This is a genomic window from Caulobacter sp. 602-1 (assembly GCF_003931565.1).
Lineage (GTDB): Bacteria > Pseudomonadota > Alphaproteobacteria > Caulobacterales > Caulobacteraceae > Caulobacter.
In genome coordinates this window covers 498,770-523,483 of sequence record NZ_RRYI01000002.1, presented here as the reverse complement: position 1 = coordinate 523,483, position 24,714 = coordinate 498,770, and the positions used below count along the sequence as shown (strand labels likewise).

The following is a 24,714-nucleotide window of genomic DNA, read 5'->3' as shown; positions in this document are numbered from 1 at the left end:
CTCCGCCGGCCTACCTACCCGTCAAGCCAGCTTGAACTTCGGCGGCGGCAGGCTCAACCGGGTGTCGGCGACGGCGTCACCGCGGAAGAACCGCACCAGCAGGCCCTGCACGTCGGGATGAGCCTCGAAGACGTTGTGACCCGCGTTCTCGACGATCACCCTGGACTTGCGCTTGAACTGAGCCGCGACCTCGTCCTGTTCGGACATCGGCGTGCGGCCGTCCAGCGTGCCGGCGAGCAGAAGGGCCGGATGGTCGATCCGGAGCGGCGTTCGGAAGGTTTCGCCCAGGTCCACGCCTGGGACCGCCCCCAGCAGTTGCGGCATCGGAAAGTTCAGGGCCTCGCCCAGCACGGCGGTCTTGGCCTCGCGCCGCACCAGGGCCAGCCGGCCCGGCGAGATGCCCGACGCCAGGTCCGTCGCCTCGGGCATGCCGGCGATGCCGAGCTGCCCCGCGAACTCGCCCACGAACGGCTTGAGCACGTCCGTGTTTCCGGCGTCCAGCGCCAGATAGAGCCCCGGCAGCATGACCAGGGTCTGCGGATTGGCGATCATCCCGCCAGCCATCAGCTGAATGGCGAAGCCGCCCAGCTTCAGCTCGACCGGCTTGCCGTTCAGCGTGGCGGCCATGCTGACCGGCGCGGTCTCCATCTTGGCGTGCACTCGCCGCATCAAGGCCGGCAGGTCCGGGATCGCCGCTCGGACGGCATGGTCGGCGGCCAGGAGGCTGTCCACCTGTCGCAGCATCGCGTCGACCGCCGCCGGCCGCTTCACGGTCTGGTCCTGACCTTCCAGGCTGGCCAGGGCCACGCGGTTCACCCGCTCGCCGTGCCGTTTGAGCATGCTGAGCGCCAGGTGGCTGCCATAGCTGATGCCCCACAGATCGACCTTCTCGGCGCCCAGATGGCGTCGCAGATCCTCGATGTCGTCGGCGTTCTGTTCGGTATTGTAGCCGGTCATGGCCACCCCGGCCTTGGTCCAGTCGGCCCACGCCTCCTGGAAGTCCCGCCGGAAATAGGACGTCAGCCCTGCCTCGGTGAACGGCGGGGGCGGGCGCGTCGAGGCTGGGCGCTCGGGGATGTGGTTGGACAGGCCTGTGCCACGCTGGTCGAAGGCGATAACATCCGCCACCTCGCGCAGGGCCATGAAGATGGGATAGCGCGGTCCGCCCGCCGCCCGCGTCGCCAGGCCGCCCGGTCCGCCGGCCAGATAGATGATCGGCGGCCCAGGCTTGGCCGCCGTCGAGGCGAACCGGACATAGCTCAGGCGGATCTTCCGCGAGCGAGGATCGCGACGGTCCTCCGGAACCTCGAAGAAGCCCCGCTCGGCGTCGGTCTCCTGGCCCTTCCAGCCCTTGAAGCGGAACGGACCGGGCGGAGGCGAGGACCGCGCGGCGGCCTGGGCCAGCGCCAGGCCAGGAACGGCGAGACCAGGGAGAGCGAGGCCGGCGGCGAGCACGGCGCGGCGATTGAGGAATGCATGGGTCATGACGGCAGCTGAGCCGATCAGCGGGGCCGTCCGCCACACCACTTCGGTCAACGGCGGCTGGCGATCGGTGAACGGTGGCGCGCCTCGGCGAACGGCGCTCTACAGTGACGCCATGTGGCGAACCCTGCTTCCGATCCTCTTTCTGACAGGCCTCGCGACTCTGGCGCGGGCCCAGGACCTGGCGTGGGAGGCCTGCCATGGCGCGGCCAGCGTGACGGGACCCGTGCTGAGCGATTGCCGTCCAATCGGGGACTTCGTCGATCCCCAAGGCCAGGAGCTCTGGATCCGAGCGACGATCCCCGCTCCGAGCGACACCCAGCCGCGCGCCCTGTACGTGGCGGGCGTCGCCTCGTCCGAAGCCTGGCTTAATGGCGAGCGGCTGGGATCCAACGGCCGCCCTGGGGCGTCGGCGCGGGACGAGATCCCAGGACGCTATCAGGCGACCTTTCCGATCCGCGAGACCGCCTGGCGCCCGGACGCGAACACCCTGGTGGTGCGCCTGTCGTCCTTCCATGGCGGCCTGCGCTTCGCCGGCCCCATGACCGCCATCACCGTTCTGCCCTTCCCCTACCCACAGCGCGCCGCTCTGTTGGCCGTGACCTTCGTGGCGACCGGGACCCTGCTGGCGGCGGCGTTCGGGTTTGGCGTCATCCACGCCCTGAGACGGACAGGCTCCAGCCTCATCCTGGCCGCCATGGCGAGCGTCGCGGCCGCGCAGTCCATCGTCGAGAGCCTGCGGCCGCTCTTCAACTATCCCTATCCGCTTCATGCTTGGCGGATGAGCGCCATCTGGGGGCTGGCGGCCGCCTTCGCGATCCTGCTGGTCGCCTATGTGACCAGCCGCTTCCTGCCCAAGGCGCGGGGCCTGATGATCGGCCTAGCGCTGGGCGGGGTCGGCGCCACGGTCCTGCTTCCTGGCTTCGACAACAAGACGGTCTGGGCGCTGATCCTGGGCGTGGCGCTGGCCGTGGCGCCGGCGGTCGCGGGCGTGCGGCGACGCGTCCCCGGCGCCCGGCCCGCCCTGGCCTATCTGGCGCTGTTCCTGGCCCTGGCCCTCGGCTTCCCCGAATGGCTGGCCGACTTCTCCTACTTCCTGCTCGCCGCCAGCCTGGTGCTGCCGCTGCTGATGGTCGAGGTCGTACGGCTGGGCCGCGAGGACCGCGGCCGCGAAGCCGCCCTGACCCGCGCCGTCAGCCTTCCCGACCGCCTCACGGTGGCCTCGGCCCGGGGCGTCGAGCTGGCGCCCATCGCCGAGATCCTGGCCGTGGTCGGGGCCGACGATTATGTCGAGCTGCGGATGGTCGGGGGCCGAAGCCTGCTACACGCGGCGCGCCTTGACGGGCTGACGGCCCAACTGCCGGCGAACTTCCTGCGTATCCACCGGTCAGTGATCGCCAACCTGGCGCACGTCCAACGGTTAGAGCGCGAGGGCGACCGCTGGCGGCTGCATCTGAGCGAGGGCGCGCCCCTGCCCGTCAGCCGTTCCCGCCAGCCCGCCGTGCGCGAGGCGCTGGAAGCGGCTAGCGCCTAGGCCCGTTCCTTGGTCCGCTCGAAGCGCACCTTCGGATAGCGCTCGGCGACATAGCCGATTTCCCAGGACGACTTGCCCAGGAAGACCGGTTGCTCGTCGATGTCCTGGCCCATGGCCGACTTGTGCTTGTTCACGAAGTCCTCGACGTCGGCCTTGTCGCCGCCCAGCCAGCGGGCCTCGGCGTAGGGGCTGGCCTCGAATATGCATTCGAGCTGATACTCGTTGGCCAGACGATCGGCCATGACCTCGAACTGCAGCTGGCCGACGGCGCCGACGATGAAGTCGCTGCCGATCATGGGGCGGAACAGCTGGGTGACACCCTCCTCGGCAAGGCCTTCCAGCGCCTTCTTCAGGTGCTTGGCCTTCAGCGGGTCCTTCACGCGTACGCGGCGCAGGATTTCCGGGGCGAAGTTGGGCAGGCCCGCGAAGCGCAGGGTCCCGCTTTCGGACAGGCTGTCGCCCACCCGCAGGACGCCGTGGTTCGGGATACCGATCACGTCGCCGGCGAAAGCGTCCTCGGCCAGCTCACGGTCCGACGCGAAGAACATAATCGGCGCGTTGACGCTCATGGCCTTGCCGGTGTTCTGAGCCTTCAGTTTCATGCCGCGGGTGAAGCGACCGCTGGTCAGACGCAGGAACGCGATCCGGTCGCGGTGATTGGGGTCCATGTTCGCCTGGACCTTGAAGACGAAGCCCGACACCTCGCTGTCGCCCGGGGCGACGTGGGTCTCGACGCCGTTGCGGGTGGCGGCCGCCGGCTTCGGCGCGGGCGCGTAGGCGCCGATGCCGCCCAGCAGCTCCGAAACGCCGAAATGGCGCAGGGCCGAGCCGAAGAACACCGGCGTCATGTGGCCTTCCAGGAAGCTCTGCACGTCGAACGGCTTGCCGGCCTCGGTGACCAGCATGGCGCTGTCTTCCAGCTCGGCCTTCTCCTCGGGATCGAGATACTGGACCACCGCATTGCCCTTGAAGGCGACCGGGTCGGGATGGCCCTCGTCGTCGGTCGAGCTCTTCTTGGCGTAGGGGATGAACTTGTCGGCGCGCAGGTCCAGCATGCCCTTGAAGCGGCCGCCAGAACCGGCCGGCCAGTAGAGCGGCGCCGGGTCCAGGGCCAGCTTGGACGAAACCTCGTCCAGCAGCTCGAACGGGTCCTGGGCCTCGCGGTCCATCTTGTTGATGAAGGTGATGATCGGGATGTCGCGCAGGCGGCAGACCTCGAACAGCTTCAGGGTCTGCGGCTCGATGCCCTTGGCGGCGTCCAGCACCATGATCGCCGCGTCGGCGGCCGTCAGGGTGCGGTAGGTGTCTTCCGAGAAGTCCTCGTGGCCCGGGGTGTCCAGCAGGTTGAACATCAGGCCGTCGTGGTCGAACGTCATCACCGACGCCGAGACCGAAATGCCGCGCTCGCGCTCGATCTTCATCCAGTCCGACTGGGTGCGGCGGGTCTGGCCGCGCGCCCGCACCGCGCCGGCGGCTCGGATCGCCCCGCCGGCCAGCAGCAGGTTTTCCGTCAGGGTCGTCTTGCCCGCGTCGGGGTGGCTGATGATGGCGAAGGTGCGCCGACGGGCGGCTTCAGCGGCGGGGGAAGTGCTCATGGCCGGGGACTAGCCCCATCGGCTCTTCTTGTCACCTTCCACCTTACCGACCGCCGTCGTCACCATCCCCAACGCTTCCAAACAAGGACACCTCCGCGACAGGGATCGCTTGCACATCCCTAAATTGAATTCGATCGCTGCGGACAAGGCGACTCGGCCCTCTTTCCGCGCCCTTTCAGTTTGGCGCGATCGAAGCGCGACCAGGTTTCCATCACGAACGCGGCAATTCGCCCGGAAATGGGTCAAAATGCCCCTATTCGAAGAATGGGTTTGGAGTCATGCTTTCCTCATTCCGCACCGGCGGCGTCAGATCGTCGGGCGAATGGAGGAAATCGAACGATGGCCCTGCTCGATCATCACCGCGCGCCCAGCCGGCAGCATCCGGCGAACAGCGCGCTCTGCTTTGGCGTCACCCTGGCCGGACTGGTCGTCCTGGCCGTGACGCTTGGCTGGCTGATGACCCTGGTTCGTTTCTGAGGCCTAGGCGGCCAGACGCCGCCAGACCTGACGATCGGCCTCAAGGTTGGTGAGCGCGCCGGAGTTCTGGCGCTGCAGCAGCGTCGCCATGACTTCGAGGCTCAGCTGCGCATAGCGAACCTGAACGTCTTCCTTGCGACAGCCGCGGCCCGGCGCGACAAACAGCGCGGCATTGACGTCCGGCGCCTTGGCCACGATCAGCGCCGCGAGGCGCTCGACCCGCTCACGGTCCTTGTGGTGCAGCAGCGGTTCTTCCGCGAACAGTTCCTTGCCCAGCTCGCCGACATAGTTGAGCGATAGCGCGGCGAAACGATCGCGCGTCATCGGCGGCGAGAGTTCGGCCGCGTCAAAGCTCAGAATGACGTCGTTCATGAGGAAAAGCATGGCGGATACTGGCTGCTGAACTTTTGGGAGGGGTTCGAAAGCTCGCGCAGCATGCCCAAAATGGGCTTTAGGTCCGGTTTAGGAGCAGGGTTAACGGCGCTCTGGAGTCGCGTTCTCCACAGCTCCTCCACCGATATCGCGAGCGTTTAGGCCTCGACCGGTTCGGTCAGGAAGTGGCGGCCGTCCCGGTCCTCGATCTCCACCACCCAGACGTCCGGGTCGATGCGGGCGGCGCGCTCGACATAGGCGTCGAGATCGGGTTCGAACTCGGAACGGACCGGCTGCATCCAGAACCGCTCGCCGTCGCCGCGCGTGGCCTCGCTATAGAGCCGCGCGGTCCCGGCCCGACGGTCGACGATCTTGACCAGCACCGCGCCGGCCCGTGCGTCGCCCTTGCGGGCCACCGTGGCGAAGGCGCCGCCCAGCTCGGCGCGGCGGATCAACGCGCCGACCCAGATATCCGTCGAAAGAAGCATCGCTAACCGAACCGCAACCCGTCAGGCGTATAGCTCGCCCCTTAGGTCTCGAAGCATACGAGAAACACCGCCCCAACACCCGCCTTTTAGGCGGGCGCCGCTTTCAGGAGTTAGAAGCGCGATGGCCGCCGAAACCGGCTTCCCCTTTCGGCTATCGCGCCTTGGGACACACCCGAAAGGTCGCGGGGCGCGATGGATCGGGGCGTTGATCGGGTTGGCGGCCATGGTCGTTCCGACCGCGCTGTACGCCAACGCCGCTGACCAGCTCTACGAACGCACGCTGATGACGGCGGCCGACGGCCGTTGCCGGCTGTTCTCATCCACTGTCTCGGCCGCGCTCGACGCCTCGCGGGCCCAGGCGCGCGGCGCGACCCTGCGCTCGGGCGCCAGCGAGCTGCAGGTCGCGGCCCTGGAACAGCGCGCCCGCGCCAAAGCCGCCGGCGCGGCGTGCGATTCCAAGGACCTGGCCTTGGCCGCCTCGCGCGTGAAGAAGGCCTTCGAAGGCTATTCCCAGATGCTGGCCATGAATTATCCGGGCGACGTCGCGTCCTGGAAGGCCGAGCGCTCTGTGTCGGCGACCATCCCGGTCTGGCGGCTCTCCCAACCAGCGACCTTCGGCGGCGACCGCCTGATGTTCGGCCTGGCCGGCCGCGCCAAGGCGATGATGGCCGTGGCGACCTTCGACAACGGCCAGCGCCCCTATGCGGCGCGAATCCTCGCGCGGGACACGAGCAGGACCCTAGGGCCCTACATCGCCTCCAACGCGGGGCGGAATCTGGCGAGCAAGGTCGCGCCGCGCAACGCCAACCTGGTGTTCACCGCCCAGACTCGCGAGGAAGCGCCCCTCACCCTGCTGCCAACCAGCGCCAAGACGGGCCTGGCCTTCCGCTTCCCGCCGGCGGCGATCGACGCCATGTTGCGGCTGGATCCGCGCGAGGCGGTCACCGTGGAGTTCGTGTTCCAGGGCCGCGGCGGCGACGAGGTCACCCGCAAGGCCTATATCGAGGTAGGGGATTTTGCAGCGGGCTACGCGTTCCTGCGCTGATCAGCGCGGCGCAAAGGCGATGACGTTGTCACCCAATGCGGTCGGCGCGGGCTTGGGCTCGACCTCGACCGGCGCCTCGGCCGGCGGCGTGGACTCGGTCAGGCTTTCCAGCGTCACCGACTTCAACGGGGCCAGCAGCACCGGCAGACGCACGGACACGCTTGTGCCGGCGCCCAGGCGGCTCTCGATGGTCATCTCGCCGCCGTGCAGCTTGGCGAAGGCGCGGACCAGCGACAGGCCCAGGCCCGTACCCTTGGCCCGCTGTTCGACGCCGCCGGCCTGCTCATAGGGACGCCCCAGGCGTTCCAGGTCCTCGGGGCTGATGCCGACGCCGGTGTCGGCAACGATGATCTCCAGCACCCCGTCATAGCCGTGGGCGGTGACCGTCACCTGGCCGCCGCGCGGAGTGAACTTCAGGGCGTTGGAGACGAGGTTCAGCACGATCTGCTTCAGGGCGCGACGATCGGCGTCGACTTCCAGCTCGCCCGGCGGCAGCACGCCGCGCAGCTGAACGCCGGCGCCGTCTGCCTGGACGCGCAGCAGACGCATGGCCGCCTGCACCGCCTCGCGAGCGTCGAACACGCCGCGCTGCAACTCGAAGCGCTCAGCCTCGATCTTCGACATGTCCAGCACGTCGTTGATCAGGTCCAGCAGATGTCCGCCGCTCTCGTGAATCAACTCGGCATATTCGGCGTAACGATCGCTGAGGGGGCCGAACATCCTGGCGCGCATGATGTCCGAGAAGCCCATGATGGCGTTCAGCGGCGTGCGCAGTTCGTGAGACATGTTGGCCAGGAAGCGGGCGCGGCCGGCGGCCAGGGCCTCGGCGTCGACGCGGGCCTGGTCCAGAGCGGTCTCGCGGTTGCGCTCGGCGGTGACGTCGCGCAGCACCCCGACCAGCTGGTTGGGCGCAATGCGGGCCAGATCCAGGGCCACGGTGCGCTCGACGCCCAGGGCCGGGTTGAAGGTCAGGCTGGCCACGCCCTCGCGGTGGGCGGCGGCGATGGCGGCGGTCAGGCGCTGGCGATCGCCCGGGGCGGCCGCGCCGGTCAGGCCGCGATTGACGAGGTCGACGGTGGTGACGCCGCGCGGCGGCGCGCCGCGCACGGCGGTCACCTGACCTTGCCCGCGAATCGCGATCGCCAGGTGCGGCAGGCCGTCCAGCAGGCTCTCGAGTCCGATGATCTCGGAGGCATAACGGTCGTCGCGCGCGCCCTGGCGGCGACGGCCGATCAGGAGGCCCGCGGCAAGGCCAAGGCCCGTGGTGACCAGGGCCAGAAAGCCAAGCACGAAGGCCAGCGGACCGGTCGGGGCCGGCGGAGCCAGGCCCGAAAGCTGGGTCAGGGCGGCGACGCAGCCGCCGATCAGGGCCAGGGCCGCGCCCTCGGCCAGGCGCTTGGGCTGGTCCAGGGTCGAGGCCGCCGCGACCGGCGCGAGGCACCAGGCCGCCATGGCGCCGGAGACCCCGCCCGTCAGCACCGCCGCCAGCGAGCCGCCCACGGCCCACAAAACCAGAAGCACCGACTGGGTGCGCTCGTCGTCGCGCGAAAAGACCAAGGCCACGAGCGCCGGGACCGCGCCCGCGCCCAGAGCCGCCCAGACGGGCCAGCCGCCCCCGCTATTGGCGAACAGCGCCGCGGCCGCAGCCAGACAGATGGCCGCCAGCCAGCCCAGACGCCACGCGTACGCGGGGTCGAACCCCGCCGGAGGGGCGGGGCGTCGGATCGGGTCTGGAAGCGTTTCGAATTCCAAGGGCCGGTCGACTTGCAAGCGCGGCGGGGAGGCGCCGTCGTCAAACCTTAACGCGAGGGAGCCCTTCCCTCCAAGGCCGCACAATCGCTAAGCGATCTTTCCTCGTGGAAGCGCTGTGGACGGAAACGGAATCGTAAGCGCCGGCCGGCATCCTCCGGGCCTGAAGTCATCACGGACAGAAGGTCCGGGAGCCCCTCATGCCAGAACCGGTGTCCCTGGACACGCTGTCCGACCGCACCTTCGCGGACCCTGCCCTGGTCGATCGCCGGGCGGCCGCGAACGAGCGCCGTCGTCTGGCCCTCGACGATCGCAAGCGCTCGTTCCTGCGCATGGTCAGCCACGAACTGCGCACCCCGCTCAACGCCGTGATCGGCTTCTCCGAGATCCTCTCGCACGAACTCTACGGACCGCTCGGCAACCCGCAGTACAAGGAATATGCGGGGATCGTGCACGAAAGCGGCATGAAGCTGCTGAAGCTGGTCAACCAGATCGTCGAGATCGCCCGCCTCGAGGGTCACGTCACCGACATCGAGATGACGCCCGAGCCTCTGGACGAAGCGCTCGACGACGTGATCGACGGGCTGAAGGCCGAGATCCGGCGCCGCGACGTCATCGTCCACGTGGTCAATCAAGGCGCCCTGCCCTCGGTCCTCGCCGACAGCCGCGGCCTGCGGACCATGCTCACCAATCTCCTGCAGAACGCCGTTACGCACTCGCCCGCCGGGGGAGTCGTGCATGTCGCCGCCGGCAAGATCGGCGGCGAGATCGAGATCACCATCCGCGACCAAGGCCCCGGCGTGGAGAGCGCCGAGCTGCCCCGCCTGCTGCAACCGTTCGAACAGGGCGGCTCGGCCCTGACCCGTTCCAACGAAGGCGTCGGCCTGGGCCTGCCGATCGTCGACCTGCTGTCGCGGGCCATGGGCGGGCAACTGAAGCTGTCGTCCAGCCTGGGCGCGGGCTTCCTGGCGCGACTCATCCTTCCCGTCGCGTAGGCGCGAGCTTGCCTTGAACCGGCGCGCCGCCTAATTGGCCGCCATGACCAGTCCGATCGACGCCGCCCTCAACGACCTCGCCGACGAGTTCGAACTCCTCGGCGACTGGGAAGAGCGCTATCGCTACGTCATCGAGCTGGGCAAGGAACTGGAGCCCCTGACCGACGCCGAGCGCTCGGAAGACAACAAGGTGCGCGGCTGCGCCAGTCAGGTATGGCTGGTCACCCTGCCCCAGGCCGACGGGACCCTGGCGTTCAAGGGCGACAGCGACGCCCACATCGTCAGCGGCCTGGTCGCCATCATGCTGCGGCTCTATTCCGGCCGCGCCCCCGCCGACATCGTCGCCTTCGACGCCAAGGGCGCGATGGACAAGCTGGGCCTGTCCGAAGCCCTGTCGTCGCAGCGCTCGAACGGCCTGAAGTCGATGGTCGCCCGCATCCAGCACGACGCCCAGAAAGCCCTTGGGAAATCCCGCCTTGGCTGAGTATCGCGTCGCCGCGCTCTATCGCTTCACGCGGTTCGAGGATCCGGCGGCGATCCAGGGCCCGCTGGCGGCCTTGTGCTGTGGCCTCGGCGTCAAGGGCACCCTGCTGCTGGCCCGCGAAGGTATAAACGGCACCATCGCCGGCGAGGACGCCACTATCGAAACGGTGCTGGAGCACATCCGCGCCCTGCCCGGCTGCGCCGATCTGACGCCCAAGACCGCCTGGGCCGAGCGCATGCCCTTCCACCGGATGAAGGTCCGGCTGAAGAAGGAGATCGTCACCCTGGGCCAGCCGGACCTGGATCCGACCGACGCGGGGACCTATGTCGATCCTCGCGACTGGAACGCCCTGATCGCCGATCCCGACGTCCTGGTGATCGACACCCGCAACGACTATGAGGTCGCCGTCGGATCGTTCGCGCGCGCGATCGATCCCAAGACGACGAGCTTCTCGGAGTTTCCAGCCTGGTTTCGCGACTACCGCGCGGGCCTGGAGGCCGCGCGTGGTCCGAACGCCGCCCCGCTGAAGGTGGCCATGTATTGCACGGGCGGCATCCGCTGCGAGAAGTCGACCGCCTTCCTGAAGGCCCAGGGGGTCGAGCAGGTGTTCCACCTCAAGGGCGGCGTTCTCGACTATCTGGAACAGGTGCCCGAGCCGGAAAGCCTCTGGCGCGGCGAGTGCTTCGTGTTCGACGAGCGGGTCGCGGTCGGCCACGGCCTGTCGCCAGGGACACACGTCCTGTGCCGCGGCTGCCGGATGCCGGTCAGCGCCGAGGCCCAGACCTCCCCGCTGTATGTCGAAGGCGTCGCCTGTCCAACCTGCCACGACCAGCGCAGCGAGGACCAAAAGGCCCGCGCCGCCGAGCGACACCGCCAGGCGCGGCGCTGCGAGGCCCTGGGCATCGAACATGTCGGCGCCACTTTTCCTTCAAGGCCAAGCTGAACGCTTCGCGGTCGCCCCGCGTTGACCCGGCTCCCCTTCTGTAGGAGCCGCCCCCATGCATACGAACGAAGACCACATCAAGCTCGTCAATGGCCTGGTCGAAACCACCATCGACAGCGCCGACGGCTATGCCGAAGCCGCCAAGGACGCCGACGCCTCGCGCTACAAGGATCTGTTCGAGCGCCGCGCCCAAGAGCGCCGCTCCGTCGCCTCGGAACTGCAGAACGAGGTTCGCCGCCTGGGCGGTGAGCCCAAGGACGACGGCACCATCCTGGCCGCCGCCCATCGCGTCTTTCTGAACCTGAAGGACTCGATCACCAAGGGCGACGAGGCCGTGGTCAATGAGGTCGAGGCCGGCGAAGACCACATCAAGGCCAAGTACGAAAAAGCCCTCCAGGACACCGACGTCGACGCCCAGACTCGCGCGGCGATCGAAAAGGCCTGGACCTCGGTGAAGTCCGGCCACGACCAGATGCGCGACCTCAAGCTGTCGCTGAAGCACTAGGTTCAGCGTCAGAACGGCAAAGGGCGGGACCGAGAGGTTCCGCCCTTTCGCATGCAGATTTGCCTCCGCGCTCGACCGATCGCATATGAAGGCCATGGAAGACGCGCCGCGCCCGGTTCTCGATGAACGCCAGATCAATCTGATCGCCAAGGCCCTGGCCGAGCCCCGCCGTCGCCAGATCCTCAAGGAGGTCGGCGCCAACAGCGAACCAACAGCCTGCGGGGCGCTCGCCCAGCATGTGGCGGTCAGCGCCGCCACCTTCTCGCATCACATGAAGGAACTGGAGACGGCAGGCCTGATCAACATCTGCCGCCAGGGCAAATTCGCCTTCCTGATCCTGCGGCGCGACGTCCTCAACGCCTACCTCGCCCAGCTGGCGGAGATCTGAAGACGGCGCGATAGGCTCTTCTAAATAGCAGGGCTACGGGGTGGCATGGTCGTCTGCCGGAGCCCTGACTTATTTGAAGGGCGTGTGCGACATGCCGGGCGGCTCAAACACCGAGGCCTGCATGGCCGCATCATAGGTCGCATCCAGCCGCGATCGTTTCGCGGACCATCGCCGCCATCGCCATGCTGTCGTGCTGAAGCGCTTGATCCTCTCTACCCCCTAGACGTGACCCGCACGCCGCTGAAATGGGCCAGCGTGCCGGGGCCGATCCACAGCGCCACGGCCCCCTTGGCGTCGGCGCCGTGCTTGAGGTCGCCGACGATCAGGGTCGGCTGCTCGGCGCCGTCGACATGCAACCGGGCCTTGGAGCCCGCCACCACGATCCGCACATGCGTCCATCGGCCTGGTTCGAGATCGACATAGGTCTCGTACTTGGCCGGGGCTTCGGCCCGCAGTCGCTCCCAGGGATAGTCGGGGTGCGATATGTACTGGACGGCATGGTTGCGGCGTAACTGGTCGTCGGCCCGGCCGTTGGTCGGACGCAGATAGATGGCCTCCAGCTTGGCTTCCTCGCGCACCCGAAAGGCCACGCCCACGAAGCCTCGCGCCGTGGCGCTGGCTGTCACGCTCGGGGCGCCGCTGATCCAGGCTTCGATGACGCCGTCGCCGAAGGCGGGCGTGTCCAGCACCACCAGCCGGTCGAGCTCGGGGACGTTTTCCAACGCCGTGGCGCGTAGGGCGGGATGGCCCCGATAGTCCGTCCGCGCCGTCTCAACGCCGATGGCCCGGATCGCTCCGGTCTCCAGGCCCGTCCCGACGGCGACGCGTGGCGCGGCGAGGGCTGCCAGGGAGCTGGCCGAAGCTATCGACAGCGCGGCGCCGCCGATCGCGGCCCGACGGGTTTGAGCATTGCCGGACATTTGAGGCTCTTGGTGGTGGGACCACGCCACTTTCATCGTCACGCATGGCCGCATCAAGGCCATGCTTGGCGGGCGAACCCGACAAGCCCGTCAGAAAATCTCTCGAGCCTCGCTCATTGAATCACTTCGATGATTATCTAAATGTCGAAGCATGCGCCGTTAGGGCGCCGAAGAGTGAGAGAGATCATGAGCAAGCTTGCTGGCAAGACCGCCGTCGTCACGGGCGCCTCGAAGGGCATCGGCGCGGCTATCGCCAAGGCCCTGGCCGCCGAGGGCGCAGCCGTCGCCGTCAACTACGCCTCCAGCCGTGAGGGCGCCGACAAGGTCGTGGCCGAGATCGCCGCCGCCGGCGGCAAGGCCATCGCGGTCCACGGCGACGTCGCCAAGAGCGCCGATGTAACCCGCCTGTTCGACGAGGCCCACAAGGCGTTCGGCGGCGTCGACATCCTGGTGAACAACGCCGGCGTCTATGAATTCGCCGCCCTGGAGGAGGTCACCGAGGAACACTTCCATCGCCAGTTCAACATCAACGTCCTGGGCCTGCTGCTGGCCACCCAGGAAGCGGCCAAGCGCTTCGGCGCCGATGGCGGCAGCGTGATCAACATCAGTTCGGCGGCGACCACCGTCGATATCCCGACGGCCTCGGTCTACACCGCCACCAAGGCCTCGGTGGACTCGATCACCCGCGTCCTGGCCAAGGAGCTGGGTCCGCGCAAGATTCGCGTCAACGCCATCTCGCCCGGCGCGGTCGAGACCGAAGGCACCCACACCGTGGGCATCATCGGCAGCGACCTGGAGGCCCAGATGATCGCCCAGACCCCGCTCGGCCGCATGGGCCAGCCGTCGGACATCGCGCCGGTGGCGACCTTCCTGGCCTCGCCTGAGAGCTTCTGGATCACCGGTGAGATCATCGCCGTTGCTGGCGGCAACCGCTAACCGTTCGTCTGGAGCGCGTCCGGGCGGCGAACCGCCCACACTTCGCCGGACGCGCTCACGTCACGCCATCCGATAGTGCCGCGCCAGGCGCTGCAGGGCGAGTTTAAGGACCGTCTTGCCCGCCCGGCGCGGCAGCTTCAGCGACCGCTCGGCCATCTCCAGCGCCGAGCCGAGCAAACAGACCCGTTCCAGGATTTCCCGAAGCCCCGGGCCGACCGCCGCCAGCGCCTGGGCGATCCGCTCGCGGGTCGCGATGTCGCGCTCGGCGGGCGCCAGGCTCGGTCGACCGCCATCGACGCGAGGCGTGGCGTCCCAGCGCATGGTCATCCGGCCCTGGGTCCCCAGGCTCTCGAACTCCTCGCGCAGCCGCTCGCCGGCGGCGACCTCGACCGGCGTCAGCCAAGGCCGCCCATCCCCGTCGCGACGGCGCGCCAGCCAGGCGATCGGCGACTCGCCGAGATTGCGCCGCACCGGGCCATCCGGCCCGGCGACCTCAGCCTCGATCACGCCCGGCCGTCCCGGCGGCGGCGACGCGACGGGCTCCGGCCGCGCCGTCATCGTCCAGCCGCCCTGGGCGCGCGGCCGCAGCGTCGCCTCGCGGGCCAGCACCTGGAACGCCGCCTCGTCCAGACTCAGCATCACGCACCGTCGGCGACTGGCGCCCAGGCGCACGCCGTAGCCCGTGCCCCGCGCCTCGATCACCGCGCCGGGGCGGGACAACAGCCGCATGGCGCGTTCGGCCTGACGGCGGGCTTCAAGCTCCGCGTCGAAGATCTCGTCGGGGGCCGCGCTCACGCCGGAATCTCCTCGGCATGGGCCGGCGCCTGCCGCAGGCAGGCTTCCAGGTCCGAGAGCCGGCGATCGAAGGTCACATCCTCGCGCATGTCCTCGATCTTGCGGCAGGCGTGGCCACAGGTGGTGCGGTCGCGACCGAACGCGAAGGCCACCCGCGCCAGCGACCAGTGGAAGGTGATGTGGGTCAGGTAGATGGCCATCTGCCGCGCGCGAACGGCGGCGTGGGTGGCGCGGCGGGGCGCGCTGATCTCGACCGCCGGCACGCCGGTGGCCAAGGAAACGAGATGGGTGACAAAGCCGACCGTCAGGCGGTCGCGGCGGGGATCGGGCGTGATCGCCCAGATGTCCTCAAGGGCTTCAACCAACATGGCGTCCTCTCCTCCCTGCCGCGAGCGCGGCGGGCGAGAACCACTATAGGTATATTTTCATAGAGAGAGGAAGATATTCCTATTTCGCTCTAGCTTCGAGACGATAAGCCATTGATTTTTCTAGGCGGCGACATAGGCAACTCCCGCGCAGGAACGGGGATTGGCGTCCGAAGATGTTGCCTCTCCCCTCGCGCGACTCGCCGCGCGGATGATCCGGATCATGGGCACGCGATCGAAATCCGCCGCCATGCGGCTCACCCAAGCTTCGTCGATTTTCGTGCGGGCCTCGCGCAGCTCGCGGCAGGCCGAGACGGCGGCCTCGACGCCAGTCACGGGACTGGCGGCGAGGATCTCCTCCGGGCAATGAACCCTTAACTCCCGTTCGATCTCCTCCGGGGCCGGAGGCCCTTCGCGTAGCCACCGCTCGGCGCGCCGAAAACCATCCGTGCCGAACAGGCGCATCATGTAACCGGTCTTGGACTGCAGCAGCACGCGTTCCTCACGGTCGACGATCAGCATCGGGAATAGCGGCGCCAGGGCCGGCAGGACCGTATTGGCGTAGGTGCGCACGCCCCAATAGAGTTCGGTGATCTGGGCGAAATGCGCCGCATCGCGCAAGAGCTCGAAGCCGGACTCCGCCATCGGCAGGATCTCGACCTTGGCCTTGTTGACGTCGACCGTATCGTTGGAAACGTCCACATAGAGCGGTCCGAACTGGATCGCGTTCTGCAGGTAGAGTCCGCGCAGGGCGCCCCAGATCAACGTGCCTCGACCGCCATGTCGGAAGAAGGCGTCCAGCGCGCGCTCGCCCGGCGATCGTCGGCGGGCCGCCGCCTGACGTAACCGGCCGATCACATCGGCGGTGATCTCGTAGCAATAGCCGTAGGGATAGGGCTTGTCCCGCCGCGCCGTCGCGCCCGGCGCCAGGATCGCGTCCGTCTCGGCGCGAATTTCCAGAAGCGCCGCCTCCACGGCGGGCAAGGCGGGAAGCAGAAAGCGTTTCGTCAGCGCCGTCTGCAGACGGTCAGGGACGAGATCCTCGGGAGGTTGAAGCATGGCGAACACAAAAGACAAAGCACGCGGCTAGGCCCCTAGGGCCAAGCCGTGCGGGAGAATAGCGCCCCTGTGCGAGACCACCAGCGCGGCGAGCGCGTGCGCGCGTCGCACCGCTTCCGGAATGGGGAGTCCTCCAAGCCGAGACGACAGGTACGCGGCGTTGAAGCTGTCGCCCGCTCCCGTCGTGTCGACAGCCTTCACCCGGCCCGGCGGCGGCGTCGCCGTGCGACCTTCCGGCTGGTGGACATTGACCGCGTGGCTCTCGTCGCGGGCCACTACTTCGGCGCCGGCCGCGGCCCATTCGGCGGCCAGGTCCTCGGCCTCACGTCCATAGAGCGGTCGGCTGTCCTCGCTGCTCAGCGAGATGTAGCGGCACGAGGGCACGACGCCGTCCAACGCCGCGCGGGCAGCTTCAGCGCTGGGCCACAGGGCCGGGCGGTAGTTGAAGTCCAGCGCCACGGCGACGCCCAGCGAGTGAATATAGGCGAGAATGTCCTTCAGGCGCGCCCGGCCGATATCGCCGACCACCGCCAGGGTGACACCCGACAGGTAGACGAGATCGCTGGCCTTGGCCGCCTCGATCAGCTGGTCGGCGGTGTGGGCCGAGAACAGGTCTCGGATCGGAGCCCGCTCGCGCCAGTAGTGGAACTTCCGCTCGCCGTGCTCGTCCAGGACGATGGCGTAGAGGCCCGGCAAGCGGTTCTCGATCTGGCGGACCAGCCGCGTGTCGATCCCCTCCCGGCGCATGGTCGACAGCACGCCCTCGCTGAAGGGATCGCCCTGCCCCAGCGCCGTGCAATAGGCGACCTCGTCGCCCAGCCGCGCCATGTAGATGGCCGTGTTGAACGTGTCGCCAGCGAAACCCATCCGGTAGAGACCGTCCGCGCTCTCGGGCGACAGCTCGACCATGCATTCGCCAAGCACCGTGATTCTAGCCATGGTCAGCCCTTCTTCTTGGCCGGCTGGGCCTGGGATTGCTGGTCGATCCAAGCGTCGATCCGGGTCTCCAGCACCGCCAGCGGCAGCGAGCCGTGCAGCAGCACCGCGTCGTGGAAGCCGCGCTCGTCGAACCGGTCGCCCAGCTTGGTTTCGGCCCGCTTGCGCAGGTCCAAGAGCCTCAGCTCACCGATCTTGTAGGCCAGAGCCTGGCCGGGCCAGGAGACGTAGCGCTTGAGCTCGACCTCGATATTGGTCGGCGACAGGGCGGTGTTGTCGGTGAAGCAGGCGCGGGCCTGTTCCAGGCTCCAGCCCTTCCAGTGCATGCCGGTGTCGGCCACCAGGCGGCAGGCGCGCCACATCTCGTAGGACAGGCGGCCGAAGACCTCATAGGGGTCGCGATAGATCCCCATCTCCTCGCCCAGCCATTCCGAATACAGGCCCCAGCCCTCGCCGAACGCGGTGAAGTAGAGGTTGCGGCGGAACTCCGGAACATTGACCTGTTCGCCGGCCAGCGAGGTCTGGATATGGTGGCCAGGCGCGCCCTCGTGCAGCACCAGGGCCGGCAACTCGTACAGTGGCCGCTGATCCAGCTCGGAGGTGTTGATCATCAGCCCGCCGGCCCGGCCGACCTTGGCGTCGCCTCCGAAATAGCGGCCGGTGGTGTAGCCCTTCTCGATACTGGCCGGCACGGGACGCACGCCATAGGTCAGGCGCGGCAGCACGCCGAAATGGGCCGGCAGCTGGTCGTCGGCGCGCTTGGCGATCTCGCTGGATTTCTCCAGCAGTTGCTGGCGGCTGGTGGCGTAGAAGCGCGGGTCCTTGCGCAACATGGCCAGGAAGGCCGGCAGGTCGCCCTGGAAGCCGGCGGCCTTCATGGTCTCCTCCATGCGAGCGCGGATGCGGGTCACCTCTGACTGGCCGATGTCGTGAATCTGGTCCGGCGTCAGAGTGGTGGTCGTGTGCCGGCGGGCCAGGAAGGCGTAGTAGCGCTTGCCGTCGGGCAGGTCCGAAGCCGCCAGGCTCTTGGCCGCGTGCGGGACGTACTCGTCGGTCATGAACTTCAGGAAGGCGGCGCGGGCGGGCGCGACCTTGTCGCTCATCGCCTTCTCGCCCTCGGCGACGAGGGCCTCGCGCGTGGCTTCAGGAATGCTGGCCGGCAGGGCGCGCAGCGGGGCCATCAGCGGATCGTCGGCCAGCGGCGTGGCGACGGCCCGCTGGGCGCGCTCCCTCACCGCCTGAGCGGTCGGTATGGCCTGGACGAAGCCGGTCTTCACGCCGCGCCGGGCGTTGTCGATATTGGCCGCATACCAGCCGGGCATGGCGTTCAGCAGGCCGATCCAGCGTCGAGCCTCGGCCTCGCTCTTCAGCTTCATGCCGCTGGCGCGGTACAGCATCATCACGTCGAAGCCGCCATCGCTGCTGAACGGCATCCGCGACTCGTCATAGCCGGCAGCCTCGATCCGGTCCTTGACGGTCCAAAGCAGGAGATCGCGGGTCAGCTTCTCCTCGTCGGAGAGGCCCCCGGCCTCCATGGACGATAGCGCGCCGGCGATGGCGTTCAGCTTGGTCAGGCGCTCGGCGTCGGCGGCTGGCGAGACATCGGGCAGACGCCAGCGGGCCTCGTTCGAGCCGCCGGAATCGGGATCCTCGTCGGCCGCGCCGAGCGCCTCGTAACGGGCGACCAGGCTGGTCAGGGTATCGGAGGGCGCGGCCGACGCGGCCGAAACGACCAGGGCGGCGAGACAGACGCCGGCCAGGGCGGCGCGCCAGGGTGCGATGCGAGTCATGAGGCTTAGCTTAGGCGAACGCGTATCGCCCCGCGACACGCGAATCGCCGACCGCGATCCCTTGGCGGCGACCGGTAAGAGGCGTCTGAATTTTCGGAAGAAGATCGAGAATGGAGCGGGCGAAGAGATTCGAACTCTCGACCCCAACCTTGGCAAGGTTGTGCTCTACCACTGAGCTACGCCCGCCCATTCGCGAGATATATAGTCGCTCCATTCCCCGGAAATTCCGGAAGAATGGAGCGGGCGAAGAGATTCGAACTCTCGACCCCAACCTTGGCAAGGTTGTGCTCTACCACTGAGCTACGCCCGCATCGGCGAGGCTCAAAAGAGCGCCCCGCGACGAGGAGGCGGCTTATGGCAGAGCGCTTCGCGGTTTGCAAGCACCCTTTGAGGGGTTGCCGACAGGCTTTTTTCGGAGGCTTGATCCGGACGGCTTTAGGCTGGGTTTTCTGGGGGCGGAGTTCTAGGCGTTGCGTCTGTTCGTGTTCGGTATGGGCTATGTCGGCGCGGCGTTTTCGCGCGCCTTGCGGGCCCGCGGGTGGGAAATCGCCGCCACGGCGCGGGACGCGGATCAGGCCGATCGGCTGCGCGCCCAGGGAATCACGTCCGCCGATCCGAACGACCGCGAGGCCATGGCCACCGCGCTCCAGGGGGTGAACGCCGTGCTGGTCACCGCCCCGCCCGGTCCCGACGGCTGTCCGGCCCTGGAATCGCTGGTTCCCGCCCTCGCCCAGGCACAGGCCTTCCCTGACTGGATCGGCTACCTGTCGACGACCGGCGTCTATGGCGACTACGAGGGCCGCTGGGTGTTCGAGACCGCGCCGCTGAAGGCCCAGTCGGTCGAGGGCGCCCGCCGCGTGGGGGCCGAGCGCGACTGGCGCGAGGTCGGGCGCGGCATGGGACTGACCGTCACCGCCTTCCGCCTGCCCGGCATCTACGGCCCGGGCCGCAGCGCCCTGGACCGCCTGCGCGCCGGCGAAGGCCGTCGCATCGTCAAGCCGGGTCAGGTGTTCAGCCGCATCCACGTGGACGACATCGTCTCGGGGCTGCTGACCTCGCTGGAGCGGCCCAGGGCGGGCGGGATCTACAACCTGGTCGACGATGAACCGGCCCCGCCTCAGGACGTCATGGAGCACGCCGCCCGTTTGCTGGGCGTCCCGGTCCCGCCGGACCTGCCTTTCAACGAACTGGGCATGTCGCCGGCGACGCGAAGGTTCTACGCCGAGAACAAGCGCGTCTCGAACGCACTGGCGAAGGCGGAGCTGGGCTGGCGGCCGGCTTATCCGACCTACCGCGAAGGCCTGGCGGCGATCCTGAAAGCGGGCGGTTGAGCTGGCTCCTCCCTAAGGGAGAGGGACTTTGAGCCTACTCATCATCAATCGCCGGGATCCTCGGCGTGATCCCCACCGCATCCAGGCCCGCCGCGTTACGCAACCGCGCGGCGCGCGCCAGGCGGCGAGAGACCAAGTCGCCCTCCTCCGGTTCGGCCAAGCCCTTGGCTTCCGCCACCGCCGCGACTAGGCGCTCCAGATCTTGGGGACGCGAGAGCCGATGGTCGCCATCCTTGATCAGGGTGAAGATGACGTCGTCGCTTTTGAGGACGTTCGCCAGTTCCAGAGCGTGGGTCCACGGCACGTCGGGATCGGCTCCGCCTTGCAGCACGCGCACCGGGACGTCGATCGGCACGGGTCCCGGCAGGATCGACCACCGCGCCCCGTCTTCGAGCAGTTCGCGGGTGATGGCGTAGCCGCCGTCATCATAGTCCGAGGGCCGGATCCAGAAGCCGTCGCGGGCGATGGCCGCCCTGGCCTCGGCCGACAACTCGGGCTCCATCAGCTTCTCGGTGAAGTCCGGCGCGGGGGCGATCAGCACCATGGCCTTCACCCGGTCAGGCCGGGCGATGGCGGCCAGGCACGACAGCCAGCCCCCCATGGACGAGCCGACCAGCACAAGCGGCCCCGCGGTCAGCGCGTCGATCACCGCCAGAGCGTCCTCGCGCCAGCGGCTGATCGTGCCGTCCTTGAAGGCGCCGTCGGACTCGCCGTGGCCGAAATAGTCGAAGCGGATGTAGGCGCCGCCGGTCGCCTTGGCCTGCTCGGCCAGCACCTCGGCCTTGGTCCCCGTCATGTCGCTGTGGAAGCCGCCCAGCCAGACAACCGTGGGGCCCTCGCCCTCGACACGGCGGAAAGCGATCTTCGAGCCGTCTTCGCGCGTCAGAGCGCCCGGGGATTCGGTCATGGCGTCGCCTTGATCCTTTCGATAACTAAAACGCGTTCGTTTCGCCGAGAGTCGCGTGCCCGACCTACCCGCCGACTTCACCCTGCTGCAAGTCACGCCTGAGCTGGAAACAGGCGGGGCTGAACAGACGACGATTGATGTCGCCCATGCCGTCGTGGCGCAAGGCGGCAAGGCCCTGGTCGCGACCAAGGGCGGACGCATGGCCTCTCGCCTGGAGGCCGACGGCGGCCGGCTGGCCCAGATGCCGGCCCAGACCAAGAACCCGCTGATCATGCTGGGCAACGCCGCGAGGCTGATCGACCTGATCCGGCGGGAGAAGGTCAGCCTCGTTCACGCCCGCTCGCGCGCTCCGGCCTTCAGCGCCCTGTGGGCGGCGCACGCGACCAAGGTCCCCTTCGTGGCCACCTATCACGGCGTCTACAACGCCAAGTCCAATCTGAAACGCTGGTACAACGCGGTGATGACCAAGGGTGATCTGGTCATCGCCAATTCGGAATACACCCGCGACCACGTCATCCGCGAACACAACGTCTCGCCCGATAAGGTCGTGGCCATTCCGCGCGGCGTCGACCTGTCGCGCTTCGAGCCCGGCGTGGTCAGCGCCGAGCGCATCCAGGCGCTGCGCAGGGCCTGGGGCATCGCCGACGGCGAACGGCGCCTGAAGGTGCTGCTGGCCGGCCGCCTGACCCGCTGGAAGGGCCAGGCCCTGATGATCGAGGCCATGACCCTGCTGAAGGCGCGGGGCGAGGATCGCGTGCTGCTGCTGCTGGCCGGTGACGACCAGGGCCGCAAGGGCTATCGCGCGGAGCTCGAGGCCGCCATCGCCGCCGCCGGACTGCAGGACGCGGTCAAGCTGGTCGGACACTGCGACGACATGCCCGCCGCCTATCTGCTGGCCGACGTCGCCATCGCCCCGTCGCTGGAGCCGGAAGCCTTTGGCCGCACGGCGGTCGAGCCGCAGGTCATGGGCCGTCCGGCCATGGCCTCGGACCATGGGGCGACGCGCGAGACCATCATCCCCGGCGAGACCGGCTGGCTGGTCGCGCCCGGAGACGCCGAGGCCTGGGCCGATGCTCTGCTCGAGGCCTGCGAAATCGGCGCGGCCGGACGACAGACCCTGGGCCAGGCCGCACGTCTTCGTGCGCGGCGGTTGTATTCAGTGGACGCTATGTGCGAAGCGACCCTCAAGGTCTATGCACGCATATTGGGTTCGGAGCGTTCGTCTTGAGCAAGGAGATCAAGAAGGTTCTGGTGATCAAGTTGGGCGCTCTAGGCGACTTCGTCCTCGCGCTCGCGGCGATGAAGAAGATCCGCGAGGCCCATCCCAAGGCCAAGATCACGCTCCTGACCACGCCCCCCTTCGAGGCTCTGGCCAAGCTCAGCCCGTACTTCAACACCGTTGAGACCGATGGCCGCCCCGACGATCTGGGCGAGACCCTGGCCATGATCGGTCGTGTCCGCAAGGCGCGCTACGACCGGATCTACGACCTGCAGACCAACACCCGGACCAACTGGTACTTCCAGCTGCTGCGCCCCTTTCCGCCGCAGTGGAACGGCGTCGCCTTCGGCGCGTCGCTGCCCCAGAAGGGTTCGGCCCGGCTGCGCATGCACACCCTGGAGCGCCAGGCCGACCAGCTGCGCGCCGCCGGCATCTGGCCCGACGCCCCAACAGAACCGGGCAGCGCGCCGCCGCCGGACCTGTCGTGGATCCTGCGCAAGCAGAAGGAACCGCGCCCCGTCGCCGGCGCCGCCGCGCCGCGTCCCTACGTCCTGTTCGTGCCGGGCGGCTCGGCTCACCGGCTGGAGAAGCGCTGGCCGGTCGAGAACTACGCCCAGCTGGGCTCGCTGCTGAAGGCGCGAGGGCTGGACATCGTCATCATCGGCGGTCCGCAGGAAAGCGCCATGGCCCGCCAGATCCAGAAGGCCGTCGGCGGGGCCCGAGACCTGACCGGCCGCACCGACTTCGCCCAGTTGGCCGTGCTGGGGGCCAAGGCCGCCCTGGCCGTCGGCAACGACACGGGTCCGACCCACCTGCTGGCCGCCGCCGGCGCCCCGACCATCGCCCTGTTCTCAGACGCCTCGGATCCCGAGCTGTGCGGCCCGCGCGGCCACGTGGCGGTGATCCGCTCGCCCGACCTCAAGGCCCTGCCGGTCAGCACCGTGGCCAGCGCGGCGATGGCGCTGCTGCCGCACTGATTTCGCGGGTCAGTACCCCGCGTACCGGCCCGGCTTGTGATTGGCGATGATCACCGCGCTCAACGCGACGGCGCTGGCGATCGACAGCAGCAGCTTGTCGAACGGAATCGTGAAGAAGGCCGCCAGGACGACCAGGCAGTCGGCGGCCATCTGGACCTTGCCGGCGCTGACGCCGCGCCGTTCGTGAAGATAGAGCGCCAGCACCCCCACCCCGCCGACGCTGGAACGGTGCCGCGCCAAGGCCAGGATTCCCATGCCGATGATCGTGCCGCCGAACACGGCCGAGAAGATCGGATCGACGCGTTCGACCTTCAGCCAGTACGGCATTCCAAAGGCCAGACCCGCCAGCAGCAGGTTGGTCACCAGGGTCTTGAAGGTGAAGCTCCAGCCCATGGTCCGTTGGGCCAAGACGTAGAATGGCAGGTTCAGCAGGAAGAACACCGTCCCCACGGGCCAGCCGCCCAGGTACGAGACGATCAGCGCCACCCCGGCCACGCCGCCGGTGACAAGGCCGGCGGCCTTGAGCAGGGTCAGCCCCACGGCGATGAAGCTGGAGCCGATCAGGAGGGCGTGAACGTCCTCCAAGGCGGTGTGGCGATGCTGATTCATGGAGCTCGGGCGGGTGTCTTGAAGAAGAAAACATGTCCCCGTCTCGCCGTTTCCACCCCCGCGCACGCTGGGATCAGAAAAAACTGGACCCGCTCGACGTCTCTTTGGTCGCCTTCGCTTGATAGAGCGAGGCTGGCGCGTCATATATCACTTTCTCGCGGCGCGCCCAGCGCGGTGCGCGCGCGTTCAGCTATACCTTTACGACTAGACCCTACGAACCACGCTTCACATCAACAGTACCGGAGCCGCCCCTATTCGCCGTCCTATGCAAACGCCGCCCGTTAAAGACGGACCGCGTATCAACGAAGACATCCGCGTCCCCCGCGTCCTGCTGATCGACCAAAACGGCGAGAAGCAAGGCGAAATGCCGACGTCCGCCGCTCTGGAAGCGGCAGAGGAAGCCGGCCTGGACCTGGTGGAAATCGTTCCGAACGCCAATCCGCCCGTCTGCAAGATCCTGGACTATGGCAAGTTCAAGTTCCAGGAGCAGAAGAAAAAGAACGAGGCGCGCAAGCGGCAGAAGGTGGTCGAGCTCAAGGAGATCAAGCTCCGCCCGAACATCGACATCCACGACTATGAAGTGAAGGCGAAAGCCATGACGCGCTTCTTCGAGGAAGGCGACAAGGTGAAGGTCACCCTGCGCTTCCGCGGTCGTGAAATGGCTCACCCCGAGCTGGGCATGAAGCTGCTCCACAAGGTCAAGGCCGACTTCGACGAAGTCGCCAAGGTCGAGTACGAGCCGCGCATGGAAGGCCGGCAGATGATCATGATCCTGGCCCCGCGCTAGGATCAATCATTGGGTAGACATCGAAA

At 68.2% G+C, this 24,714-nt stretch carries 26 protein-coding genes and 2 tRNA genes; 13 read left to right on the top strand and 15 right to left on the bottom strand.

Annotated elements, in window-relative coordinates:
• Window positions 1–21: 21 nt before the first annotated feature.
• Complete coding sequence (locus EIK80_RS07095) at window positions 22–1,485, bottom strand: alpha/beta hydrolase (protein WP_125156260.1); 1,464 nt, start codon at window positions 1,483–1,485, stop codon at window positions 22–24.
• On the opposite strand from EIK80_RS07095, the gene EIK80_RS07090 reads away from it, so the two are divergent.
• Window positions 1,484–3,016 (top strand): LytTR family DNA-binding domain-containing protein, encoded by a 1,533-nt coding sequence (locus tag EIK80_RS07090; RefSeq protein WP_233586469.1) that lies wholly within the window; start codon window positions 1,484–1,486, stop codon window positions 3,014–3,016. The genes EIK80_RS07095 and EIK80_RS07090 overlap by 2 nt on opposite strands.
• Here EIK80_RS07090 and EIK80_RS07085 read toward each other — a convergent pair.
• Window positions 3,013–4,611, bottom strand: a complete 1,599-nt coding sequence (locus tag EIK80_RS07085; RefSeq protein WP_125156259.1) for a peptide chain release factor 3 — start codon at window positions 4,609–4,611, stop codon at window positions 3,013–3,015. The genes EIK80_RS07090 and EIK80_RS07085 overlap by 4 nt on opposite strands.
• A 339-nt stretch (window positions 4,612–4,950) precedes the next feature.
• Here EIK80_RS07085 and EIK80_RS26340 point away from each other — a divergent pair, with 339 nt between their 5' ends.
• The gene (locus EIK80_RS26340; protein ID WP_199743409.1) at window positions 4,951–5,088 is read left to right on the top strand and encodes a hypothetical protein; all 138 of its coding nucleotides are present in this window, start codon (window positions 4,951–4,953) and stop codon (window positions 5,086–5,088) included.
• A 3-nt stretch (window positions 5,089–5,091) separates the two neighbouring features.
• Here EIK80_RS26340 and EIK80_RS07080 read toward each other — a convergent pair whose 3' ends face one another.
• Complete coding sequence (locus tag EIK80_RS07080) at window positions 5,092–5,472, bottom strand: hypothetical protein (protein ID WP_125156258.1); 381 nt, start codon at window positions 5,470–5,472, stop codon at window positions 5,092–5,094.
• 146 nt (window positions 5,473–5,618) lie between these two features.
• Entirely contained in the window at window positions 5,619–5,948 is a 330-nt protein-coding gene (locus EIK80_RS07075) for a DUF1491 family protein (RefSeq protein WP_125156257.1), read from the bottom strand.
• A 121-nt stretch (window positions 5,949–6,069) separates the two neighbouring features.
• Between EIK80_RS07075 and EIK80_RS07070 the strand changes: the two genes are divergently transcribed.
• The gene (locus EIK80_RS07070) at window positions 6,070–6,993 is read left to right on the top strand and encodes a hypothetical protein (RefSeq protein ID WP_125156256.1); all 924 of its coding nucleotides are present in this window, start codon (window positions 6,070–6,072) and stop codon (window positions 6,991–6,993) included.
• Here the strand turns inward: EIK80_RS07070 and EIK80_RS07065 are convergent, their stop codons facing one another.
• Window positions 6,994–8,745 carry a HAMP domain-containing sensor histidine kinase gene (locus EIK80_RS07065; protein ID WP_125156255.1) on the bottom strand — a complete coding sequence of 584 codons (1,752 nt, stop codon included), beginning with the start codon at window positions 8,743–8,745 and terminating at the stop codon, window positions 6,994–6,996.
• A gap of 197 nt (window positions 8,746–8,942) precedes the next feature.
• Here EIK80_RS07065 and EIK80_RS07060 point away from each other — a divergent pair, with 197 nt between their 5' ends.
• The 5 genes from EIK80_RS07060 (at window position 8,943) to EIK80_RS07040 (ending at window position 12,057) form a co-directional block, all read left to right on the top strand.
• A complete protein-coding gene (locus EIK80_RS07060; RefSeq protein WP_125156254.1) occupies window positions 8,943–9,737 on the top strand; it encodes a sensor histidine kinase KdpD in 795 nt (264 codons plus the stop codon).
• Between the two features lie 43 nt (window positions 9,738–9,780).
• Window positions 9,781–10,221 (top strand): SufE family protein, encoded by a 441-nt coding sequence (locus tag EIK80_RS07055; RefSeq protein ID WP_125156253.1) that lies wholly within the window; start codon window positions 9,781–9,783, stop codon window positions 10,219–10,221.
• Window positions 10,214–11,164 carry a rhodanese-related sulfurtransferase gene (locus EIK80_RS07050; protein WP_125156252.1) on the top strand — a complete coding sequence of 317 codons (951 nt, stop codon included), beginning with the start codon at window positions 10,214–10,216 and terminating at the stop codon, window positions 11,162–11,164. Before EIK80_RS07055 ends, EIK80_RS07050 begins: the two co-directional genes overlap by 8 nt.
• A 55-nt stretch (window positions 11,165–11,219) precedes the next feature.
• Window positions 11,220–11,669 carry a PA2169 family four-helix-bundle protein gene (locus EIK80_RS07045; protein ID WP_125156251.1) on the top strand — a complete coding sequence of 150 codons (450 nt, stop codon included), beginning with the start codon at window positions 11,220–11,222 and terminating at the stop codon, window positions 11,667–11,669.
• Window positions 11,670–11,754: 85 nt separating this feature from the next.
• The gene (locus EIK80_RS07040) at window positions 11,755–12,057 is read left to right on the top strand and encodes a helix-turn-helix transcriptional regulator (RefSeq protein WP_199743408.1); all 303 of its coding nucleotides are present in this window, start codon (window positions 11,755–11,757) and stop codon (window positions 12,055–12,057) included.
• A 212-nt stretch (window positions 12,058–12,269) separates the two neighbouring features.
• On the opposite strand, the gene EIK80_RS07035 is transcribed toward EIK80_RS07040, so the two are convergent.
• Window positions 12,270–12,977 carry a hypothetical protein gene (locus EIK80_RS07035; RefSeq protein ID WP_125156250.1) on the bottom strand — a complete coding sequence of 236 codons (708 nt, stop codon included), beginning with the start codon at window positions 12,975–12,977 and terminating at the stop codon, window positions 12,270–12,272.
• A gap of 186 nt (window positions 12,978–13,163) precedes the next feature.
• Between EIK80_RS07035 and EIK80_RS07030 the strand changes: the two genes are divergently transcribed.
• On the top strand, window positions 13,164–13,913 hold the full coding sequence (locus EIK80_RS07030; protein ID WP_125156249.1) for a glucose 1-dehydrogenase: 750 nt from the start codon (window positions 13,164–13,166) through the stop codon (window positions 13,911–13,913).
• A gap of 60 nt (window positions 13,914–13,973) precedes the next feature.
• Here EIK80_RS07030 and EIK80_RS07025 read toward each other — a convergent pair whose 3' ends face one another.
• The 7 genes from EIK80_RS07025 to EIK80_RS06995 all read right to left on the bottom strand — a co-directional run bounded on the left by EIK80_RS07025 (window position 13,974) and on the right by EIK80_RS06995 (window position 19,168).
• Window positions 13,974–14,642, bottom strand: coding sequence for a DUF6456 domain-containing protein (locus EIK80_RS07025; RefSeq protein WP_125156640.1), 669 nt, complete (start codon window positions 14,640–14,642; stop codon window positions 13,974–13,976).
• Window positions 14,643–14,704: 62 nt separating this feature from the next.
• Complete coding sequence (locus EIK80_RS07020) at window positions 14,705–15,076, bottom strand: helix-turn-helix domain-containing protein (RefSeq protein ID WP_125156248.1); 372 nt, start codon at window positions 15,074–15,076, stop codon at window positions 14,705–14,707.
• Between the two features lie 120 nt (window positions 15,077–15,196).
• The gene (locus EIK80_RS07015; RefSeq protein ID WP_125156247.1) at window positions 15,197–16,132 is read right to left on the bottom strand and encodes a hypothetical protein; all 936 of its coding nucleotides are present in this window, start codon (window positions 16,130–16,132) and stop codon (window positions 15,197–15,199) included.
• A gap of 27 nt (window positions 16,133–16,159) precedes the next feature.
• Window positions 16,160–17,071, bottom strand: a complete 912-nt coding sequence (locus EIK80_RS07010) for a sugar kinase (protein ID WP_125156246.1) — start codon at window positions 17,069–17,071, stop codon at window positions 16,160–16,162.
• Window positions 17,072–17,073: 2 nt separating this feature from the next.
• Window positions 17,074–18,858, bottom strand: coding sequence for a DUF885 family protein (locus EIK80_RS07005; RefSeq protein WP_125156245.1), 1,785 nt, complete (start codon window positions 18,856–18,858; stop codon window positions 17,074–17,076).
• A 111-nt stretch (window positions 18,859–18,969) separates the two neighbouring features.
• Window positions 18,970–19,044, bottom strand: a tRNA-Gly gene (locus EIK80_RS07000).
• Window positions 19,045–19,093: 49 nt separating this feature from the next.
• Window positions 19,094–19,168 (bottom strand) — tRNA-Gly (locus EIK80_RS06995).
• 160 nt (window positions 19,169–19,328) lie between these two features.
• Between EIK80_RS06995 and EIK80_RS06990 the strand changes: the two genes are divergently transcribed.
• Window positions 19,329–20,189 carry an SDR family oxidoreductase gene (locus EIK80_RS06990; protein ID WP_125156244.1) on the top strand — a complete coding sequence of 287 codons (861 nt, stop codon included), beginning with the start codon at window positions 19,329–19,331 and terminating at the stop codon, window positions 20,187–20,189.
• Window positions 20,190–20,223: 34 nt separating this feature from the next.
• Here EIK80_RS06990 and EIK80_RS06985 read toward each other — a convergent pair whose 3' ends face one another.
• On the bottom strand, window positions 20,224–21,096 hold the full coding sequence (locus EIK80_RS06985) for an alpha/beta fold hydrolase (RefSeq protein WP_125156243.1): 873 nt from the start codon (window positions 21,094–21,096) through the stop codon (window positions 20,224–20,226).
• Window positions 21,097–21,151: 55 nt separating this feature from the next.
• Here EIK80_RS06985 and EIK80_RS06980 point away from each other — a divergent pair, with 55 nt between their 5' ends.
• On the top strand, window positions 21,152–22,324 hold the full coding sequence (locus tag EIK80_RS06980) for a glycosyltransferase family 4 protein (RefSeq protein WP_125156242.1): 1,173 nt from the start codon (window positions 21,152–21,154) through the stop codon (window positions 22,322–22,324).
• Window positions 22,321–23,292 carry a glycosyltransferase family 9 protein gene (locus EIK80_RS06975; protein WP_125156241.1) on the top strand — a complete coding sequence of 324 codons (972 nt, stop codon included), beginning with the start codon at window positions 22,321–22,323 and terminating at the stop codon, window positions 23,290–23,292. The genes EIK80_RS06980 and EIK80_RS06975 overlap by 4 nt, the downstream gene beginning before the upstream one ends.
• Window positions 23,293–23,301: 9 nt before the next feature.
• On the opposite strand, the gene EIK80_RS06970 is transcribed toward EIK80_RS06975, so the two are convergent.
• A complete protein-coding gene (locus EIK80_RS06970) occupies window positions 23,302–23,901 on the bottom strand; it encodes a YitT family protein (RefSeq protein ID WP_125156240.1) in 600 nt (199 codons plus the stop codon).
• Window positions 23,902–24,166: 265 nt separating this feature from the next.
• On the opposite strand from EIK80_RS06970, the gene infC reads away from it, so the two are divergent.
• Window positions 24,167–24,688, top strand: coding sequence for a translation initiation factor IF-3 (gene infC, locus EIK80_RS06965; RefSeq protein ID WP_125156239.1), 522 nt, complete (start codon window positions 24,167–24,169; stop codon window positions 24,686–24,688).
• The last annotated feature ends 26 nt before the right edge of the window (window positions 24,689–24,714 follow it).

Bases quoted from the DNA above. Each gene is read 5' to 3' on its own strand.
- EIK80_RS07090 (WP_233586469.1), top strand. From the start codon at position 1,484: ATGACGGCAGCTGAGCCGATCAGCGGGGCCGTCCGCCACACCACTTCG.
- EIK80_RS07095 (WP_125156260.1), bottom strand. From the start codon at position 1,485: ATGACCCATGCATTCCTCAATCGCCGCGCCGTGCTCGCCGCCGGCCTC.
- EIK80_RS07010 (WP_125156246.1), bottom strand. From the start codon at position 17,071: ATGGCTAGAATCACGGTGCTTGGCGAATGCATGGTCGAGCTGTCGCCC.
- EIK80_RS07045 (WP_125156251.1), top strand. From the start codon at position 11,220: ATGCATACGAACGAAGACCACATCAAGCTCGTCAATGGCCTGGTCGAA.
- EIK80_RS07040 (WP_199743408.1), top strand. From the start codon at position 11,755: ATGAAGGCCATGGAAGACGCGCCGCGCCCGGTTCTCGATGAACGCCAG.
- EIK80_RS07025 (WP_125156640.1), bottom strand. From the start codon at position 14,642: ATGCGGCTGTTGTCCCGCCCCGGCGCGGTGATCGAGGCGCGGGGCACG.
- EIK80_RS07085 (WP_125156259.1), bottom strand. From the start codon at position 4,611: ATGAGCACTTCCCCCGCCGCTGAAGCCGCCCGTCGGCGCACCTTCGCC.
- EIK80_RS07070 (WP_125156256.1), top strand. From the start codon at position 6,070: ATGGCCGCCGAAACCGGCTTCCCCTTTCGGCTATCGCGCCTTGGGACA.
- EIK80_RS07015 (WP_125156247.1), bottom strand. From the start codon at position 16,132: ATGCTTCAACCTCCCGAGGATCTCGTCCCTGACCGTCTGCAGACGGCG.
- EIK80_RS07075 (WP_125156257.1), bottom strand. From the start codon at position 5,948: ATGCTTCTTTCGACGGATATCTGGGTCGGCGCGTTGATCCGCCGCGCC.
- EIK80_RS07020 (WP_125156248.1), bottom strand. From the start codon at position 15,076: ATGTTGGTTGAAGCCCTTGAGGACATCTGGGCGATCACGCCCGATCCC.
- EIK80_RS07055 (WP_125156253.1), top strand. From the start codon at position 9,781: ATGACCAGTCCGATCGACGCCGCCCTCAACGACCTCGCCGACGAGTTC.
- EIK80_RS07060 (WP_125156254.1), top strand. From the start codon at position 8,943: ATGCCAGAACCGGTGTCCCTGGACACGCTGTCCGACCGCACCTTCGCG.
- infC (WP_125156239.1), top strand. From the start codon at position 24,167: ATGCAAACGCCGCCCGTTAAAGACGGACCGCGTATCAACGAAGACATC.
- EIK80_RS07035 (WP_125156250.1), bottom strand. From the start codon at position 12,977: ATGTCCGGCAATGCTCAAACCCGTCGGGCCGCGATCGGCGGCGCCGCG.
- EIK80_RS06970 (WP_125156240.1), bottom strand. From the start codon at position 23,901: ATGAATCAGCATCGCCACACCGCCTTGGAGGACGTTCACGCCCTCCTG.
- EIK80_RS26340 (WP_199743409.1), top strand. From the start codon at position 4,951: ATGGCCCTGCTCGATCATCACCGCGCGCCCAGCCGGCAGCATCCGGCG.
- EIK80_RS07030 (WP_125156249.1), top strand. From the start codon at position 13,164: ATGAGCAAGCTTGCTGGCAAGACCGCCGTCGTCACGGGCGCCTCGAAG.
- EIK80_RS06985 (WP_125156243.1), bottom strand. From the start codon at position 21,096: ATGACCGAATCCCCGGGCGCTCTGACGCGCGAAGACGGCTCGAAGATC.
- EIK80_RS07080 (WP_125156258.1), bottom strand. From the start codon at position 5,472: ATGCTTTTCCTCATGAACGACGTCATTCTGAGCTTTGACGCGGCCGAA.
- EIK80_RS07005 (WP_125156245.1), bottom strand. From the start codon at position 18,858: ATGACTCGCATCGCACCCTGGCGCGCCGCCCTGGCCGGCGTCTGTCTC.